Source organism: Streptomyces sp. NBC_01241 (assembly GCF_041435435.1).
GTDB lineage: Bacteria > Actinomycetota > Actinomycetes > Streptomycetales > Streptomycetaceae > Streptomyces.
In genome coordinates, this window is the sequence record NZ_CP108494.1 from 5,270,964 (window position 1) to 5,287,047 (window position 16,084).

16 protein-coding genes and 1 pseudogene are annotated in these 16,084 nt (G+C 69.6%); 5 read left to right on the forward strand and 12 right to left on the reverse strand.

Annotation, left to right across the window (positions count from 1 at the left end; translation table 11 throughout):
- Positions 1–9: 9 nt before the first annotated feature.
- Positions 10–1,341, forward strand: a complete 1,332-nt coding sequence (locus tag OG306_RS23670; RefSeq protein WP_266748074.1) for a metallophosphoesterase — start codon at positions 10–12, stop codon at positions 1,339–1,341.
- A gap of 188 nt (positions 1,342–1,529) precedes the next feature.
- Positions 1,530–3,086, forward strand: coding sequence for an ABC transporter substrate-binding protein (locus OG306_RS23675; RefSeq protein WP_266752369.1), 1,557 nt, complete (start codon positions 1,530–1,532; stop codon positions 3,084–3,086).
- A 52-nt stretch (positions 3,087–3,138) separates the two neighbouring features.
- On the opposite strand, the gene OG306_RS23680 is transcribed toward OG306_RS23675, so the two are convergent.
- From OG306_RS23680 to OG306_RS23695, 4 genes are all read right to left on the reverse strand, one after another.
- The gene (locus OG306_RS23680; RefSeq protein WP_266748075.1) at positions 3,139–3,891 is read right to left on the reverse strand and encodes a TetR/AcrR family transcriptional regulator; all 753 of its coding nucleotides are present in this window, start codon (positions 3,889–3,891) and stop codon (positions 3,139–3,141) included.
- A 23-nt stretch (positions 3,892–3,914) separates the two neighbouring features.
- Positions 3,915–4,349 (reverse strand): thiol-disulfide oxidoreductase DCC family protein, encoded by a 435-nt coding sequence (locus OG306_RS23685; protein ID WP_266748076.1) that lies wholly within the window; start codon positions 4,347–4,349, stop codon positions 3,915–3,917.
- 7 nt (positions 4,350–4,356) lie between these two features.
- Positions 4,357–4,788: a hypothetical protein gene (locus OG306_RS23690; RefSeq protein ID WP_266748077.1), complete on the reverse strand. Its 432-nt coding sequence runs from the start codon at positions 4,786–4,788 to the stop codon at positions 4,357–4,359.
- Between the two features lie 67 nt (positions 4,789–4,855).
- A complete protein-coding gene (locus OG306_RS23695; RefSeq protein ID WP_266748078.1) occupies positions 4,856–6,082 on the reverse strand; it encodes an MFS transporter in 1,227 nt (408 codons plus the stop codon).
- 88 nt (positions 6,083–6,170) lie between these two features.
- Here OG306_RS23695 and OG306_RS23700 point away from each other — a divergent pair, with 88 nt between their 5' ends.
- Positions 6,171–6,680 carry a MarR family winged helix-turn-helix transcriptional regulator gene (locus OG306_RS23700; RefSeq protein WP_266748079.1) on the forward strand — a complete coding sequence of 170 codons (510 nt, stop codon included), beginning with the start codon at positions 6,171–6,173 and terminating at the stop codon, positions 6,678–6,680.
- Between the two features lie 178 nt (positions 6,681–6,858).
- Here OG306_RS23700 and OG306_RS23705 read toward each other — a convergent pair.
- The 8 genes and pseudogenes from OG306_RS23705 to OG306_RS23740 all read right to left on the reverse strand — a co-directional run.
- Positions 6,859–7,572 (reverse strand): annotated as a pseudogene (locus OG306_RS23705) (IS200/IS605 family accessory protein TnpB-related protein); the annotation flags it as partial.
- 157 nt (positions 7,573–7,729) lie between these two features.
- Positions 7,730–8,116, reverse strand: a complete 387-nt coding sequence (locus OG306_RS23710; protein WP_371665600.1) for a hypothetical protein — start codon at positions 8,114–8,116, stop codon at positions 7,730–7,732.
- Between the two features lie 12 nt (positions 8,117–8,128).
- Positions 8,129–8,722: a hypothetical protein gene (locus tag OG306_RS23715; RefSeq protein WP_266748081.1), complete on the reverse strand. Its 594-nt coding sequence runs from the start codon at positions 8,720–8,722 to the stop codon at positions 8,129–8,131.
- 182 nt (positions 8,723–8,904) lie between these two features.
- The gene (locus OG306_RS23720; protein ID WP_266748082.1) at positions 8,905–9,672 is read right to left on the reverse strand and encodes a succinate dehydrogenase iron-sulfur subunit; all 768 of its coding nucleotides are present in this window, start codon (positions 9,670–9,672) and stop codon (positions 8,905–8,907) included.
- Entirely contained in the window at positions 9,672–11,426 is a 1,755-nt protein-coding gene (gene sdhA, locus OG306_RS23725; RefSeq protein WP_266748083.1) for a succinate dehydrogenase flavoprotein subunit, read from the reverse strand. Before sdhA ends, OG306_RS23720 begins: the two co-directional genes overlap by 1 nt.
- 29 nt (positions 11,427–11,455) lie before the next feature.
- On the reverse strand, positions 11,456–11,932 hold the full coding sequence (locus OG306_RS23730; protein ID WP_266748084.1) for a succinate dehydrogenase hydrophobic membrane anchor subunit: 477 nt from the start codon (positions 11,930–11,932) through the stop codon (positions 11,456–11,458).
- A gap of 5 nt (positions 11,933–11,937) precedes the next feature.
- Positions 11,938–12,318, reverse strand: a complete 381-nt coding sequence (sdhC, locus tag OG306_RS23735) for a succinate dehydrogenase, cytochrome b556 subunit (RefSeq protein ID WP_266748085.1) — start codon at positions 12,316–12,318, stop codon at positions 11,938–11,940.
- A 207-nt stretch (positions 12,319–12,525) separates the two neighbouring features.
- Positions 12,526–13,056 carry a 2-oxo-4-hydroxy-4-carboxy-5-ureidoimidazoline decarboxylase gene (locus OG306_RS23740; protein WP_327259652.1) on the reverse strand — a complete coding sequence of 177 codons (531 nt, stop codon included), beginning with the start codon at positions 13,054–13,056 and terminating at the stop codon, positions 12,526–12,528.
- A 390-nt stretch (positions 13,057–13,446) separates the two neighbouring features.
- Here OG306_RS23740 and OG306_RS23745 point away from each other — a divergent pair, with 390 nt between their 5' ends.
- Both OG306_RS23745 and OG306_RS23750 read left to right on the forward strand, forming a co-directional pair.
- A complete protein-coding gene (locus OG306_RS23745; protein WP_266748086.1) occupies positions 13,447–15,051 on the forward strand; it encodes a beta-N-acetylhexosaminidase in 1,605 nt (534 codons plus the stop codon).
- 221 nt (positions 15,052–15,272) lie between these two features.
- Entirely contained in the window at positions 15,273–15,980 is a 708-nt protein-coding gene (locus tag OG306_RS23750; RefSeq protein ID WP_266905668.1) for a DUF4328 domain-containing protein, read from the forward strand.
- Positions 15,981–16,084: the final 104 nt, after the last annotated feature.

The following is a 16,084-nucleotide window of genomic DNA, read 5'->3' on the forward strand; positions in this document are numbered from 1 at the left end:
GAGTCGCACATGGCAGTGGCCGGTCTCGCGCTGACGGCGGTCGTGGTGCTCGCGCTGCTCGTCGGCGTGCACCGCTATCTATGGCGCCGCTTCGTCGGCGACACGACCGCCGAGGGCAGTGCCCTGCGCCGAGCCGGCACGGTGGCCGCGTACCTCCTGCCGCTGCTGAGCGTCGGCGCCCTGGTCTCCGGCCGTACGGGCGCGCCCTTCTGGCTCCAGCGGGTGCTGGCCTGGCCGGGCTATCTGTGGCTGGCCGCGCTGCTGTACCTGACACTGGCTCTGCTGGTGGGTGAGCTGGTACGGCCGATTCTGCGCCGGGTTCTCGCGAGGCGCGCACCTGGGCCGGACGGGGCGTATCGACCTTCCGCGGCGGAAGTGCCCGAGTCGGCGGCCGTGGCCACGGCCGCCGGCAGTGAACCCTCCGCCGTTCCCGCCGCCGGCAGTGAGTCCTCCGCCGTTCCCGCCGCCGACACCCTCGTCGCAGTCGCCGCCGCCCCGGACCACCGCCCCGCCGCGCCCACGCGCCGGCTGTTCGTCGCGCGGGCCGTCGGGGGCGCCGCCGCCGTCGCCGGACTCGGCACGGTCGGCTACGGCACGTACGGCGTACTGCGCGGACCGCGGATCAAGCGGATCACCGTGCCGCTCGCCAAGCTGCCCCGCTCCGCGCACGGCTTCCGGATCGCCCTCGTCAGCGACATCCATCTCGGCCCGATCCTCGGCAGCGCCCACACCCGGCGGATCGTCGACACGATCAACCGGACCCAGCCGGACCTGGTCGCCGTCGTGGGAGATCTCGTCGACGGAACCGTCGCCGACCTCGGCCCGGCCGCGGAGCCGCTCGCGCGGTTGAGTGCCCCCCACGGCAGCTTCTTCGTCACCGGTAATCACGAGTATTACTCCGGTGCTGCCCAATGGGTTGATCACGTAAGGGAATTGGGTCTCCATCCCTTGGAGAATGCCCGGGTCGAGATCGCCGGATTCGATCTCGCGGGCGTCAATGACGTCGCCGGGGAGAGCGAGGGGCAGGGGCCCGACTTCCACCGCGCGCTCGGCGACCGGGACCGTTCCCGCGCCGCCGTCCTCCTCGCCCACCAGCCCGTTGTCATCGACGACGCCGTCGCCCACGGCGTCGACCTCCAGCTCTCCGGCCATACCCACGGAGGCCAGCTCTGGCCGGGCAACTTGGTGGCCGAGTTGGCCAATCCCACGGTCGCCGGCCTCGACCGCTACGGCGACACCCAGCTCTACGTCTCGCGCGGCGCGGGCGCTTGGGGCCCGCCGGTACGGGTCGGCGCACCCTCCGACATCACCGTCGTGGAACTCGCCTCCCGGCAGGCCTGACGCTCCGTCGATGGCCGGTTACGAACCCTGCGGATGGACTCCAGGTTTCAAGTGCCCAACAAAAGGCTATGAGTCTCTGATTTGCTCTTCCAGATGTGAAAATCGTGTGATTGGCTGAGCGCGAGCATGCGGTGATGTGCGTATCTGAGCGCGACGCCGAGGTGGGGCTGGTAAGGGAGAGCACGGCAATGCGGTCGATCCGAATACGGATTCTCGCGATTCTCGCGGTTTTGGTCATCGCAGGCGTCGGCGCCTGGCAACTGCTCCCCTCGGGCGAGGTGAACAAGAACCCGATCGCCGTCGGCACGACGGACGTAGTCACCTCGCTGGACCCGGCGGGTGCGTACGACGCCGGTTCCTGGGCGATGTACGGCAATGTGTACCAGTCCCTCCTGACGTTCAAGTCCGGGGCGACCGTCCCCGAGCTCGACGCCGCCGAGAGCTGCGGGTTCATCGGGCTGAAGCTCCAGACGTACCAGTGCAAGCTGCGTGACGACCTGTCCTTCTCCAACGGCCGGAAGATCACCGCCGCCGATGTCAAGTACTCCATCGAGCGCATGGTCAGGATCAAGACGGATGTCGGTCCGTGGGTGCTGTTCCCGAGCCTCAAGAACGTGGTGGCCGACGGCCGGACCATCACCTTCAACCTGTCCAAGCGTGACGCGACCTTCCCGCAGAAGCTCGCCACGGGAGCCGGTTCGATCGTCGACCGTGAGTCGTACCCGGCGGACAAGCTCCGGTCCGGGAACAGCGTCGACGGCTCGGGGCCGTACATCCTGAAGTCGTACCGGCCCGGCGACCTCGCCGAGTTCGTCCCCAACTCCCGGTACAAGGGTGCGCTGACGAAGACCGGAGCCCCGGTCACCGTGCGCTACTACAAGGAGTCGGACGAGCTCCTGGCGGCCTGGAAGTCCAAGCAGATCGATGTAGCGCACCGTCAGCTTCCGCCGGCCACAACCGTCGAGCTGAACCCGGGCGATCCCGACCTGCGCGTCACCGAGGCGGACAGTGCCGAGATCCGCAACCTCGTCTTCAACGTCCGCGCCGGCACCCCGTTCGCCGACAAGAAGGTCCGGCAGGCCATCGCCTCGATCATCGACCGCGGACCGCTGGTGACCGACATCTACAAGGGCACGGTCGAACCGCTCTACTCGCTGATCCCGCAGGGCTACATCGGGCACAGCACACCGTTCTTCGACGCCTACCCCGCGCCCGACCTCGCGCGCGCCAAACAGCTGATGCAGGAGGCCGGTGTCCAGACGCCGCTGCACTTCACCTTCGGATACCGCGGCGGCGACGAGACGTACGTGAAGGAGACCGCGGAGCTGCGCCGCCAAATGGAGGCGACCGGACTGTTCAAGGTCTCGGTCAAGGCCGTCGAGTGGACGAAGTTCCAGAAGGAGTACGCGGCCGGCAAGTTCGACGCGTACACCGTCGGCTGGCTCCCCGACTACCCGGACCCCGATACCTTCAGCCAGCCGCTGGTCGGCCGCGACGGCAGCCTCCACAACGGCTACTCCAGCAAGAAGATCGACGCCCTGATCGGCGCCACGCTGCAGTACAGCGACCGCAGCCGTACCTCGGCGGACTACAAGGAGCTCCAGGCGATCGTCGGCGAGGACGTGCCGCTGGTGCCGCTGTGGCAGAAGAAGGACTACGTCGTCAGCACGACCGACGTCTCCGGTTCGCAGTACCTCTCGGACGGCACCGGCATCTGGCGGCTGTGGGAGCTGAAGCGGCTCTGACGGCCCGGCGGGCCGGACCCGGCCCGCCGCCGGGTCCGGAGAGGACGTCGGGTCAGGCGCCCGTCGGGTCAGGGGCCGTCGGGTCCGGCGCCTCTCGGGCCGGACGCTTCGCGACGCCGGGCAGGAACTCCTCCAGCACCTCGTGAATCTGCCGCACCAGCGGCCGCAGCACCCGGAACCGGGAGAGCGCGATGGCGCGGGCTGCGATCGGGGCGGCACGCTCGACCAGGCGTCGGCTGCGTTCGGTGTGCTCGGTCCGGTCGTACACCCAGAACAGCACCAGGCCCATCTGTATCAGCCACATCAACTGCGGCAGCAGCTCGGCCAGTTCGGGATCGGTCCTGGTGTCGGAGCCGGCCAGGCACCGCCGGTGGATGGAGATCGCCGCCTCGCGGGCCGCGACCGATTCCGCCGAGAACGGGCTGAGCGGGCTCTCCGGGTCGGCGGCGTTCTTGAAGAACTGGGCGGCGAAGCGGTGGTACGGCTCTGCCACGTCCAGCCACGTGAGCAGGACCCCGCGCATCCGCACCGCGAGGTCCTTGTCGCCGTCCAGGACCGGCTGCACCGCCGCTTCGTGTTCGGCGGCGAGCCGGTCGTAGAAGCCCTGGACGAGGTGTTCCTTGTTCGTGAAGTAGTAGTAGGCGTTCCCGACGGAGACACCGGCCTCCTGGGCGATCGCCCGCATCGTCGTCTTGTCGTAGCCGCGTTCCTGGAAGAGCCGGAGCGCGGTTTCGAGGATGAGTGTGCGGGTCTGCTCGCTCTTGGGAGCCTTGACTTCCTTCACGTCCTTCGCTTCCTTCACCACAGTCCCGAGGGTATCCGCCCCGGTCAGTCGCCGGATCCCGGGACTGCGCAGGCGCCGTCCCCGGAGCCGTCACCGCACGGCGCCGCGGTCAGCGAGCGGTACTTCGCGGCGGCGAGCACGGTCGCCCGGGCGAACGGGCGGCCCGCCGGGGTGGTCAGCCAGTGGGACCTGGGCCGGTGTTCGGCCAGTGCCCAGAGGCAGACGATCCACGCGTCGGTCCCGCGGTAGATCTGCCCCCCGTCGCCGATCACCGTGATCTCCTCCAGCGTCCCGGTGTGGTCGAGCCCGGGGAAGCGGCGGCGCGCCTCCTCGGAGGCGGCCGGGACGAGGTCGAGCGGGACGAGCTGACGCTGCTTCAGCAGCCACTGGCGCAGGTGGACGCAGAGCGAGCACTGCGCGTCGTACAGCACCGTGAGCCGTTCGACGGACAGCCGCCGGCCGCCGGTTCCGGTCGTCATGGCGGGCTCAGGCCTTGGCGGCGGGTGCGGCCCACGGACCGTTGCCCGGCCCCGTCCAGCCCTCCGGCGGCACCGGCGGGGTCTGCTCACGCTCCATCAGACCGCGGCGGCGGATCTTGTTGAGCACGTAGACGTTGCCGAGGTGCAGCACACCGAGGACGAGCAGGACCACGCCGAGCTTCACCGAGAGCGCCTCGAAGAGCCCGCGGGCATCCGCGACGCCGTCGTCGTTCCTCAGATAGAGGGTGACGAAGCCCAGGTTGACCAGGTAGAAGCCGACCACCAGCAGGTGGTTGACGGCATCGGCGAGCTTTTCGTTCCCGTGCAGCACATCGGCGAGGAACACCTTGCCGTTGCGGCTGAGCGTGCGAGCGACCCAGACGGTGAGCGCCACGCTGATGAGTAGGTAGATGACGTACGCGACAACAGTGAGGTCCATGCCCCACCCTCCCTTGAACGCGTTCAAAAACTGTTGTCATGGACTGTAGACCCGTTTGTGAACACGTTCAAGCCGGTACCTCGGCGGCCCGTTCCGTCTGCTTGCCGGGTGCGCCGAAGTGCCGTACGCCGCGCACCGCCGCCGTCGCCAGGCAGGCCGCGCCGACCGCCACCGCGGCTACGGCCAGGGGGACTTCGGCGCCCCAGGCCGAGGCGGCGAGCGGGGCCAGGGCGTAGCCGAGCGGCATCGCGCCGAGGGAGAGCAGCCAGTCGTACGAGGTCACGCGGGCGAGCGCGTGCGCGGGTACGGCGGACTGGACCGCGGTCTCCCAGACCGGGTTGAGGAAGCCGAGGCCGGCCTGGGCGATGCCGTACGCGGCGATGGTCACGGCGACGGGCGCGTGGGCGGCGAGGAGGCCGAGCGGGAGGGCGTACGTGGCGAGGCCCAGGTTGGCGATCAGGACCGGGCGGCGGGGGCGGGCCCGGCCGGCCAGGAGGGAGCCGAGGAGCAGGCCGACCGCGCCGGTCTGGAGGAGGGCGACCCAGGCGCCCTTGCCGCCCAGCTCGTGGACGAAGAGCGCCGGGCCCACGGTCATCAGGATGGCCGCCGCGCCGTTCCACACGGCGTGGGCGATCAGGCTCGTCCAGTACCAGTCGCGGCCCCTGACCTCGCCCCAGCCCTCCTTGAGGTCGGTGAGCACGGAGCGCCGGGGGATGGGTACGTGACGGACCTTCATGGCGGCCAGCAGCGCCGCGCTGACCGCGAAGCTCGCGCCGTCCAGCACGAAGGCCCAGCCCGGCCCCGCCGTGAGGATCAGGGCTCCGGCGAGGGTCGGGCCGCCGAGCCGGGTCGCGCTGTTCACCACCGCCATCAGCGAGTTGGCGCGCAGCAGCCCCGGCTCCGCCACCGTGCCGCGGATCAGCGGGGAGACGGTCGGCATCGCGAACGCCCCGGCGGCGCCGCCGATCGCCTCGGCGACCGCGATCTGCCAGAGCGCGGGGGAGCCGCCGAGCAGCTCCGCGCCGACGAAGAGTTGGGTGACGCACCGTACGAGGTCCGTGGTGAGCGCGACCGTACGGGCGTTGAAGCGGTCGCCCGCGACACCGCCCAGCGGCAGCAGGAGCAGCTTGGGGACCATCGCGCAGCCCAGGACCAGGGCGAGTGCTGCGGTGGAGCCGGTGGTCAGGTAGACGGCCAGGGAGAGGGCGGTGGGGATGGCGGCGTCGCCGAGGAGGGAGAGGGAGCGTCCGATGAAGAGCAGGCGGAAGGCGCGCGTGCGCAAGGGATGCGGCATGCGGCACAAGCTATTTCGGTACCGAATTATTCGTCAACGAAATATTTGATACCGAAGCATCTTTGGCCGTCGGGCGTACGCTTTCCCCATGGAGCGACGCGACTGGACCGACGGACATGTGGAGCGCTGGAAGCCCGTTCTTCCCCACCTCGATCCCGATATCGAGGGCGCGGTGACCCGGATGAAGAAACTCTCCGTCCATCTGCGCCGGGTACGCGAACAGTCCCTGGCCGACTTCGAGCTGGACCGCCAGGAGTTCGAGACACTCCACAAGCTGGCCGGACGCGGCGGGAAGGCGGCCCCCTCCGAACTCGCCGCCGACCTCGACCTCGCGCCCGCCTCCGTCACCGGCCGGCTCGACGCGCTCGAACGGCGCGGTTTCGTCCGCCGTACGCCCTCCACCGCCGACCGCCGCCGGGTCGATGTGGAACTCACCGACGAGGGCCGCTCGACCTGGCTGGGCGCGATGGACGTCCTCGGCCACGAGGAGTACCGGCTGCTCGGCGTCCTCGACAAGGACGAACGCACGCTGCTCAACGACATGCTGCGGCGCATCATGGTGGTCGCCGAGGACCGGGGCGGCGCCGAGTGGGACTGAGGTGCGGGGCGCCGGGCGGTCAGCCGGCGTCGTCAGGGTCTCTGACGACGTGATCGGCCAGCTCCGTCCGGAGTTCGTCCAGATCCTGCGCCAGGATGCGGCCGAGAGTCTCGTTCCATTGCGCGGCCGCCTGCTCCACCGACGAACGGAAGCCGCGCCGCAGCGGCACGCCCGCGAGCAGCAGGGCGAACGCGGCGGGCAGTTTGATGCTGACCTCGCCGTCCGGGGTGACGCGGATCGTTTCGTTCCCGAACCGTTTCCCCGACTCGCCGTCGGCGGCAAGGAACCAGCGTTCCGCCTCCCAGCGCTCTCGCCACTGGTCTTCGGTCAGCCGGGCCTGGGTGAGGTGGTGGCGGGTGTTGAGGAGGCGTCTGCCGCCCCGCACGACCCGGACGCGTCCGGCCTGCCGGTCGGCGACAACGGCCGCATGCCGCGCCTCCAGTACAGCGAGACGGCGGGACTTATGGAACCACTCACCCTTGGAGCGGTAGCCACCGGCCGCCCGCTTCGTTCCCGGCGCGCCGATGGGGAGGGACAGGCGGTGCCGCAGCGTCCCGATCCCGGCTTCCAGCGTCTGGATGTGCGCCGCCTGGCAACGGCGCGCCAGCGCCCACTGATCGTGTGTGGCCTTGGTGATCGCACCGGCGATCCGCGATGACGACTGTCCGGTCAGGTCCCGCTTGCGGGACGCCCAGGTGTTCGCGCTGTGCTCCAGACCATCCGCACAGCGGGTCCTGAGGTCACGGGAAGCGAGCGCGCCCTGATGCTCACCGACCGCACGCAGGACTATCTCGTCCTGGGGTGTGAGGTGCTTGAGGCGGTCCCGGATCGCCACCCCGCACGGCCCGGGCGCCACGAAGGATGCCGCCAACTCCCGCACACCACCAACCACAACGCCCCCTCCCACAGACTGGACACCTGCCCAACGAGCAGCAGACGCCAAGGTCACCCATTCGACCCCAGAACTTCTGTTCCCACTCGGTGAACCCGCCGACAGGACTCACTCCTGCTCACTACAACGCACTTCAGCTCAGCAAACCGACAGCAGCTCACAACCCCTCCGGGCCCCGCACCCGCCCCTCGATCTCCAGCCACCTGGGGCGCTCGGGGCTGCGCAGCCGCAGGGCCATCCGTCCGGTGAACTCCGGTGACCGCACCAGCTGTTCCAGGGCGACGACACTGCCACGCCGCCACTCCCGTACCACCGTCGCCTCCAGCTCCTCGGTGTCGGAGCCGGAGGGCTCGTACCGGGCGCCGGGTCGCAGATGGCGTCCCTTGACCAGGCCCAGGCCGTACGGGGCCCGCCCGTCGGGCAGCACGATGTCCTGGCCCCGCTCCCGGGTGGACTCGACGAGGTCGCAGACCAGCCCGGCATACGCGTGGAGCCGGTCGCGGTCCAGCGCGGCGACCGTGACGGTGTGCTGGAGACGGGACATCTGCGCGGCCCGTCAGATGCTCATCGAGCGGGCCGTGTTGATCTGGGCCATCACCATCTGGAAGGTCTCCGGGCCCGTCGCCGGGATCAACGTCGAGTGGTGCCTGCCGCCGCTGGTCACCGAGACCTGGATGTAGCCGGTCGTCTCCTTCTCCTTCATCAGGAGGAAGAGCAGACCGACCAGGCAGAGCAGCGCGAAGACGATCGCGAGCACGATCGCGACCGTCGGGATCTTCTCCTCGGTGCGCGAGAGGTCCGTGGCCGTCCACACGGCGCCCTTGAGCGGCATCGTGCCGGCCGGTGTCACGATCTGGTCGTTCATGACGGCGATGTCGCCGAACGCCAGCATCGGCGCGCCCGCGCCGGGCGGCAGGCCCGGCTGCTGCGGGTAGCCGTAACCCTGCATGGTCGGCTGCCCCGCCTGCTCCTGGGGGTAGCCGTATCCGGGCGGGGCCGCCGGACCGGGCTGCTGCGGGTAGCCGTAGGCCCCGGCGCCCGGGCCGGCCTGCCCGGGCGCCGGGCCGTCCGCGACGGTGGGCGGATTGCCCGGCTGCTGGGGAGGCCCCCACTTGTATGAGTCGTCCGCGTACGGATTCGGATCGCTCAACGTTTCCCGCTCTCGGTCAAACCTGTGCGCCCCGGGCCTTGTCGCGCCGGGGGCGGCGAACCGGTGTCCGGTTCGGCATGACCGTACCGGTCAAGCCCCGGACGGCGCAGCAAAAGGCCCCGCTTCCCGCACGGGTCGTGCGGAAAACGGGGCCCCTGATGTGACAGGTGTGCCGGTGGCGGTCAGAAGCGGCGCGTGATCAGCGCCCGCTTGACCTCCTGGATCGCCTTGGTGACCTCGATGCCACGCGGGCAGGCGTCCGTGCAGTTGAAGGTGGTGCGGCAACGCCACACGCCGTCACGGTCGTTGAGGATCTCCAGACGCTGCTCGCCGCCCTCGTCGCGCGAGTCGAAGATGAAGCGGTGCGCGTTGACGATCGCCGCCGGGCCGAAGTACTGGCCGTCGTTCCAGAACACCGGGCACGAGGACGTGCACGCGGCGCACAGGATGCACTTGGTGGTGTCGTCGAAGCGCTCGCGGTCCTCGGCGGACTGCAGACGCTCACGGGTCGGCTCGTTCCCCTTGGTGATGAGGAAGGGCATGACATCGCGGTAGGCCTGGAAGAACGGGTCCATGTCGACCACGAGGTCCTTGAGGACCGTGAGGCCCTTGATGGCCTCGACCGTGATCGGCTTCTCCGGGCTCAGGTCCTTGATCAGCGTCTTGCAGGCGAGCCTGTTCTTGCCGTTGATCCGCATCGCATCGGAGCCGCAGATGCCGTGCGCGCAGGAGCGCCGGAAGGTCAGGGTGCCGTCCAGCTCCCACTTGATCTTGTGAAGGGCGTCGAGAACACGCTCCTTCGGGTCGATCGAGACCTGGAAGTCCTGCCACTGGACCTCGTCGGAGACCTCGGGGTTGAACCGGCGGATCCGGAAGGTGGCCGTGATGTACGGGGAGTCGGCGAAGCCCGCCTCGGCCTGGCCGGCCTTTTCCATCGTCGGGGTAGCCATCAGTACTTACGCTCCATCGGCTGGTAGCGGGTCTGGACGACCGGCTTGTAGTCGAGCCGGATCGACTCGGTGCCGTCGGCCGCGACCTCGCGGTACGCCATGGTGTGGCGCATGAAGTTGACGTCGTCGCGGTTCGGGTAGTCCTCGCGGTAGTGACCGCCGCGGGACTCCTTGCGGGCCAGCGCGGAGGTCGCCATGACCTCGGCCAGGTCGAGCAGGTTGCCCAGCTCGATGGCCTCCAGGAGGTCCGTGTTGAACCGCTTGCCCTTGTCCTGGATGGACACGTCGAGGTAGCGCCTGCGCAGCTCGGCGATCTTGTCGACGGCCGTCTTGATGGTCTGCTCGGTACGGAACACCATCACATTGGCGTCCATGCACTCCTGCAGCTCCAGACGGATCGTGGCGACCCGCTCGGTGCCCGTCGAGTTGCGCAGCCGTTCGACCTGCTCCTCGACCATCTGCGCCGGGTTCTCGGGAAGCTCGACGAAGTCGTTCTTCGCGGAGTACTCGGCGGCACCGATGCCCGAGCGGCGTCCGAAGACGTTGATGTCGAGCAGCGAGTTCGTGCCCAGCCGGTTGGCGCCGTGCACGGAGACGCACGCGACTTCACCGGCGGCGTACAGGCCCGGGACGACGGTGGTGTTGTCGGCCAGCACCTCGCCCTCGACGTTGGTCGGGATGCCGCCCATGGCGTAGTGCGCGGTCGGCTGGATCGGGATCGGGTCCGTGTAGGGCTCGATGCCGAGGTACGTACGCGCGAACTCGGTGATGTCCGGGAGCTTGGCGTCGAGCTGCTCCGGCGGCAGGTGCGTGAGGTCGAGGTAGACGTGGTCGCCCTCGGGACCGCAGCCGCGGCCCTCACGGATCTCCGTGTAGATGGAGCGGGACACGACGTCACGGGACGCGAGGTCCTTCATGACGGGCGCGTACTTCTCCATGAAGCGCTCGCCGTCCTTGTTGCGGAGGATGCCGCCCTCACCGCGGGCGCCCTCCGTCAGCAGGATGCCCATGCGCCAGATGCCCGTCGGGTGGAACTGGAAGAACTCCATGTCCTCCAGCGGCAGGCCGCGGCGCCAGGCGGCGGCCTGGCCGTCACCGGTCAGGGTGTGCGCGTTCGACGTCACCTTGAAGAACTTGCCGGTGCCGCCGGAGGCGAAGATGATCGCCTTCGCCTGGAAGACGTGGATCTCGCCGGTCGCCAGCTCGTACGCGACGACGCCGGCGGACTTCTTGACGCCGTCGACGTCCTGGAGCAGGAGGTCCAGGACGTAGAACTCGTTGAAGAACTCCACACCCTCCTTGACGCAGTTCTGGTACAGCGTCTGGAGGATCATGTGGCCGGTGCGGTCCGAGGCGTAGCAGGACCGGCGGACCGGGGCCTCGCCGTGGCTACGGGTGTGACCACCGAAGCGGCGCTGGTCGATACGGCCCTCGGGCGTGCGGTTGAACGGCAGGCCCATCTTCTCCAGGTCGAGGACGGCGTCGATGGCCTCCTTCGCCAGGATCTCGGCGGCGTCCTGGTCGACCAGGTAGTCGCCGCCCTTGATCGTGTCGAAGGTGTGCCACTCCCAGTTGTCCTCCTCCACGTTGGCGAGCGCGGCGGCCATGCCGCCCTGCGCGGCGCCCGTGTGGGAGCGGGTGGGGTAGAGCTTCGTGAGCACGGCGGTACGGCTGCGCTTCGTGGACTCGATGGCCGCGCGCATACCGGCGCCGCCGGCGCCGACGATGACGGTGTCGTACTTGTGGATCTGCATGATTTCCTCTGGTCCCTCTGGCCCGGCGCCTAGCGGATGTTCGGGTCGAAGGTGAAGATCACCAGCGTGCCCAGCAGGACGGTGAACACCGTGGCGGTGTACAGCAGCATCTTCAGCCAGAAGCGGGTGTTGTCCCGTTCGGCGTAGTCGTTGATGACCGTACGGAGGCCGTTGGCGCCGTGCAGCATGGCCAGCCACAGCATCGCCAGGTCCCAGAGCTGCCAGAACGGCGAGGCCCAGCGGCCCGCCACGAAGGCGAAGCCGATCTTGGAGACGCCGCCGTCCAGCACGAGCTGGATCAGCAGGTGGCCCAGGACCAGGACGACCAGGACGATGCCCGACAGGCGCATGAAGAGCCAGGCGTACATCTCGAAATTGGTGCGCGAACCCTTGGGTGTCTTGCCGGTCCGCGTGCGCGGCGGCTCGATGACCGGGGCCGGGTTCTCGACGTCGAAGAGGGTGACGCCCTCGACGGAGCCGATCGCGGCGGAGGACTCGGTGGACATTGGCCTCAGCTCCCGAAGACTGCGCGTACGGCGTGGCCGAGGACGGGGTACAGGGCCCCGACCATCAGCACGATCCAGATGCCCACGACGGACCAGAGCATCTGCTTCTGGTAGCGCGGGCCCTTGGCCCAGAAGTCCACGGCGACGATGCGAAGACCGTTCAGCGCGTGGAAGAGAATGGCGGCCACGAGGCCGTATTCGAGGAGCGCGACGATCGGCGTCTTGTACGTGGCCACGACATTGTCGTATGCCTCGGGGGAAACGCGGACGAGAGCGGTGTCCAGGACGTGTACGAACAGGAAGAAGAAAATGAGGACACCGGTGACTCGATGAGCCACCCAGGACCACATGCCTTCCCGGCCGCGGTACAGCGTTCCAGCCGGCACGGAAGAACCCTCCGGGAGCGGGGATTGGGGTCGGCCGGCTTGACTGTCGGTCTGACCCGGCCGGGTACGGTCCACCGGCCCCGGCCATCGTAGCGACGCTTTGTCGGTTCGTTCGCGCCGGGGCCCCTGGTGTGATCAAAGTGGCAATCAAACTGCCACGGACGGGCTACAGCAGACCGGTGAGCACCGCTGACCGGCCCCGTTCCGTTATGAACCCGATATCAGCTCGATAATGCGGCCCCGGGCGAGTCGCCGCATTTCCTCCGCGGTGACCACCCGCTCATGGTCGGGGTCGTGGCCCAGCCTGGCCCGGATTCCGGCGAGCACCTGGTCCGGCTGTTCGGCGGGCTCGAAGCCGTCCAGGCAGATCACGAAGACATGGCCGAAGCGGCACTCGTACGCGGCGTGCGCGGCCCGCAGCGCGAGATGGGCGGAGTGCGGCGCGGCGTGATGCAGTCCGGAGGAGACCTCGGCGGCGAGCGCCTCGGCGAGATCCGCCGGGGGCAGGTCGTAGCCCGCCTCGTCGGCGGCGGCCAGCAGTGCGTCGAGGTCCGGGTAGGGGCGGTGGGCGGCCAGCCGCGCGGCCCAGCGGCGGCTGCCGGAGCACTCCAGCAGAGCGGCCTCGGCTTCGGCGGCCGGCGCGGTGTTGAAGCGGTCGAGGCCCGGGTGGGCGACCGGGCTCTGCGCCGGTCCGGAAGTCTGGACGGGTACGGCCGTCCGGGTGGCCGGTTGCCTCAGTCGCTTCGGGAGGCCGGCGTGGGACTCGCTGGACCTGGACAGCGTGGGGCTCCTCGAATCAGCGGCATCGGTGAACCTGGAGTCAGAAGTGGAACGGGGCGGGTGAGTCCAGGCGGATGCAGGGTGAAGGGAGAGTTGCGGAAGGAAGGGAGAGTTGCGGAGTGAGAGAAGTGTTGCAGGGTGAAGGGAGAGACGAATGTGCCTCAAAGCTAACGAGGCCGGGCAACGGCCGTCCGTCGGATACGCGAACTTCACCCGGACGAGAGAGTTTCGGAACGTCCGAGGGGTCGTGAGCCAAGGAAAATGCAGCCCGGCCGGCTCCCTGTTTCTGGCTATTTCTCCTCCGCGTGCCTCTGCCCGACTTCCCCCCATATCGGAGGTTTCTGACCGATGTCGCCCTCACGCGGCACTCTCGTGGCCGGTGCGGTCCTCACCGTGGCGGCCGCCGCGACGATCGCCGTCGTCGTCTGGCCGGAAGGTTCCGGCAACGGACCCGCGGGGGAGTCGGGGTCCCGCACCCCCTCGGGCTCCTCTGCCGCCCCCTCGCCGACCCGGAGCTACCCGCTCTCCACCCCGCCCCGCACCATTCCCGCCGTACGCGAACACATCGCCGCCCGCGGCCCCGGCTGGCGGCCCGGCCCGGCCGCCGGGGTCGTCATCGCGCCCGGCAGCGGGACGCTCGCGGACGAGGGGCAGCTGCTCGCCCAGGAGCTGAAGATCCACTACCGGGGTGACGTCGCCGCCCGCCCGGGCGACGTGAAGCTGGCCCTCACCCCGGGCAAGGGCACCCCCGAGTCGTACACCCTCAGCACCCACGACGGACGGGTCACGATCAGCGGACCCGATCAGGCCGGCGTCTTCTACGGGACCCGCACCCTGAAACAGTCCGTGCGCGCCGACGGCGCCATGCCCGAGGGCGAGGTGCGCGACCGCCCCGACCGGCCGCAGCGCGGCCTCAACCTCGACATCGCGCGCAAGTACTACAGCGTCGCCTGGATCGAGGACCGGCTGCGCGAGATGGCCGACCTCAAGCTCAACCAGCTCGGCCTGCACTTCTCCGACGACCAGGCGTTCCGGATCCAGTCCGACACCCACCCCGAGGTGGTGTCGCCGCAGCACCTCACGAAGGCGCAGGTGCGGCAGATCCTCGGCCTCGCGGGCCGGCTGCACATCGAGGTCGTCCCCGAGCTCGACTCCCCCGGCCATCTGGGCGCGGTCCTGCGGGCCCACCCCGACCTCCAGCTGCGCAATGTGTCGGGTGTGCGCTCGCCCGGCTCGCTCGACATCTCCAACCCGGGGGCGGCGAAGCTCATCGACGAACTCCTCGGCGAGTTCACCGAGCTGTTCGGCGGCCGCTACTGGCATCTCGGCGCCGACGAATACCGCGCGCTGATGGCCCGGGACCCGGCCGCCTCGTACCCGCAGCTGCAACGCGCCGCCCAGCAGAAGTACGGACCGCGGGCCGGCATCAAGGACCTTGCCACCGGCTGGCTCAACGACCGTGCGGCGGTGGTGCGTCCGCACGGCAAGCAGCCCAAGGCGTGGAACGACGGCTTCTTCCGCGACGGAGTCGTCCACGCCGACAAGGACATCGAGGTCGAGTACTGGACGGGCAAGGAGTACGGTGCCCGGCCGCCGGAGGAGTATCTGCGCGAGGGGCGGCGCGTGGTGAACCTCAACGACGAGTTCCTCTATTACGTACTGGGCCAGCCCAACAACTTCGTCTACCCCACGGGCAAGCGGATCTACGAACAGTGGACCCCGCTCGTCCTGCGCGGCACCCGGCCCGTCCCGGCGGGCTACTCCGGCCAGATCCTCGGCGGCCGGTTCGCGGTCTGGGGCGACCTCCCGAACGCGCAGACCCCGGCGCAGGTGGCGCAGGGCATCCGGATGCCGCTGCGGGCGACCAGCCAGAAGCTGTGGGACCCGCGGAAGCCGGAGCTGAGCTGGGATCAGTTCCGGGCGCTGGCCGGGCGGATCGACGGGGTGGGCTGAGAGGGCCGGACCGGACCGCATTCCCCGTGGACAGGGGGGTGGGCAAAGGTTACGTTCGCATGCCGCGCGCACCGGGGAGGGGCGCGCGGTCCTTGCGTTTCGAGCTCAGAATCCTTGGGGGGTTCTACACCATGCCGTGCTCCACCTGTCGTCTCAGACCGCCGGTCACCGCGGACGGACACTGTCTTCTCTGCGCCGGACCGGCCGGTCCGGCGGCCCCGATGCCACCGGCCCCGGTCTTCGTCGCTCCGCAGCAGTACCTGCGCTCGTCGGCCGGGCTCGCGAAGGCGGTCGTCGTCCTGCTGATGGCGGTCGCCGTGGCGGATCTGCTCGCCATGGCCGCGGGGCTGAACATCCGCCGCGTGCTCGGGAACGGGCCGGAGAACGACTTCGCCACGTACGACGACGCGGAGGCGACCCTCGCGGACAATCTGTACGGGTCCGCCGGTGCGCTGCAGGGTGTCATGACCCTGGCCACCGGCATCGTCTTCATCCTCTGGTTCCGGCGCCTGCGGATGAACGCCGAGGTGTTCGACCCGAGCGTGCAGCCGATGTCGCCCGGCTGGTCGATCGGCGCCTGGTTCGTCCCGTTCGCCAACCTCGTCCTGCCGCGCCGGATCGCGGGCGGCATCTGGACCGCGAGCGCCCAGACCAACCCCGACGGCAGCTGGCGCACGGTCCCGGCCACCGCGATGAATCTGTGGTGGGGGGCGTGGGTCTGCTCGCTGGCCTTCTCCTGGGTCACGTCCCGGCAGTACATGAGGGCCGAGAAGACGCAGGAGATCATCGACGCGGCGGGGCTGGTGATGGCGTCCGACGCCCTCGACATCGTGGCCGCGGTTTTCGCGATCCTCTTCGTACGCAAGCTGACCCGGATGCAGGGGGAGCGGGCGGCCCTCGGCGTGTATCCGCTGGGCGCCCGGGGGTAGCGGGACGCGCCCGCCGAGCGACGCTGTTCGGCCTCCGCGGTGACGCTTTTGAGCCATTCGGCGCTGAACGCGGTAACTGGAAGCGCCCGCCCCCATGCACGCAC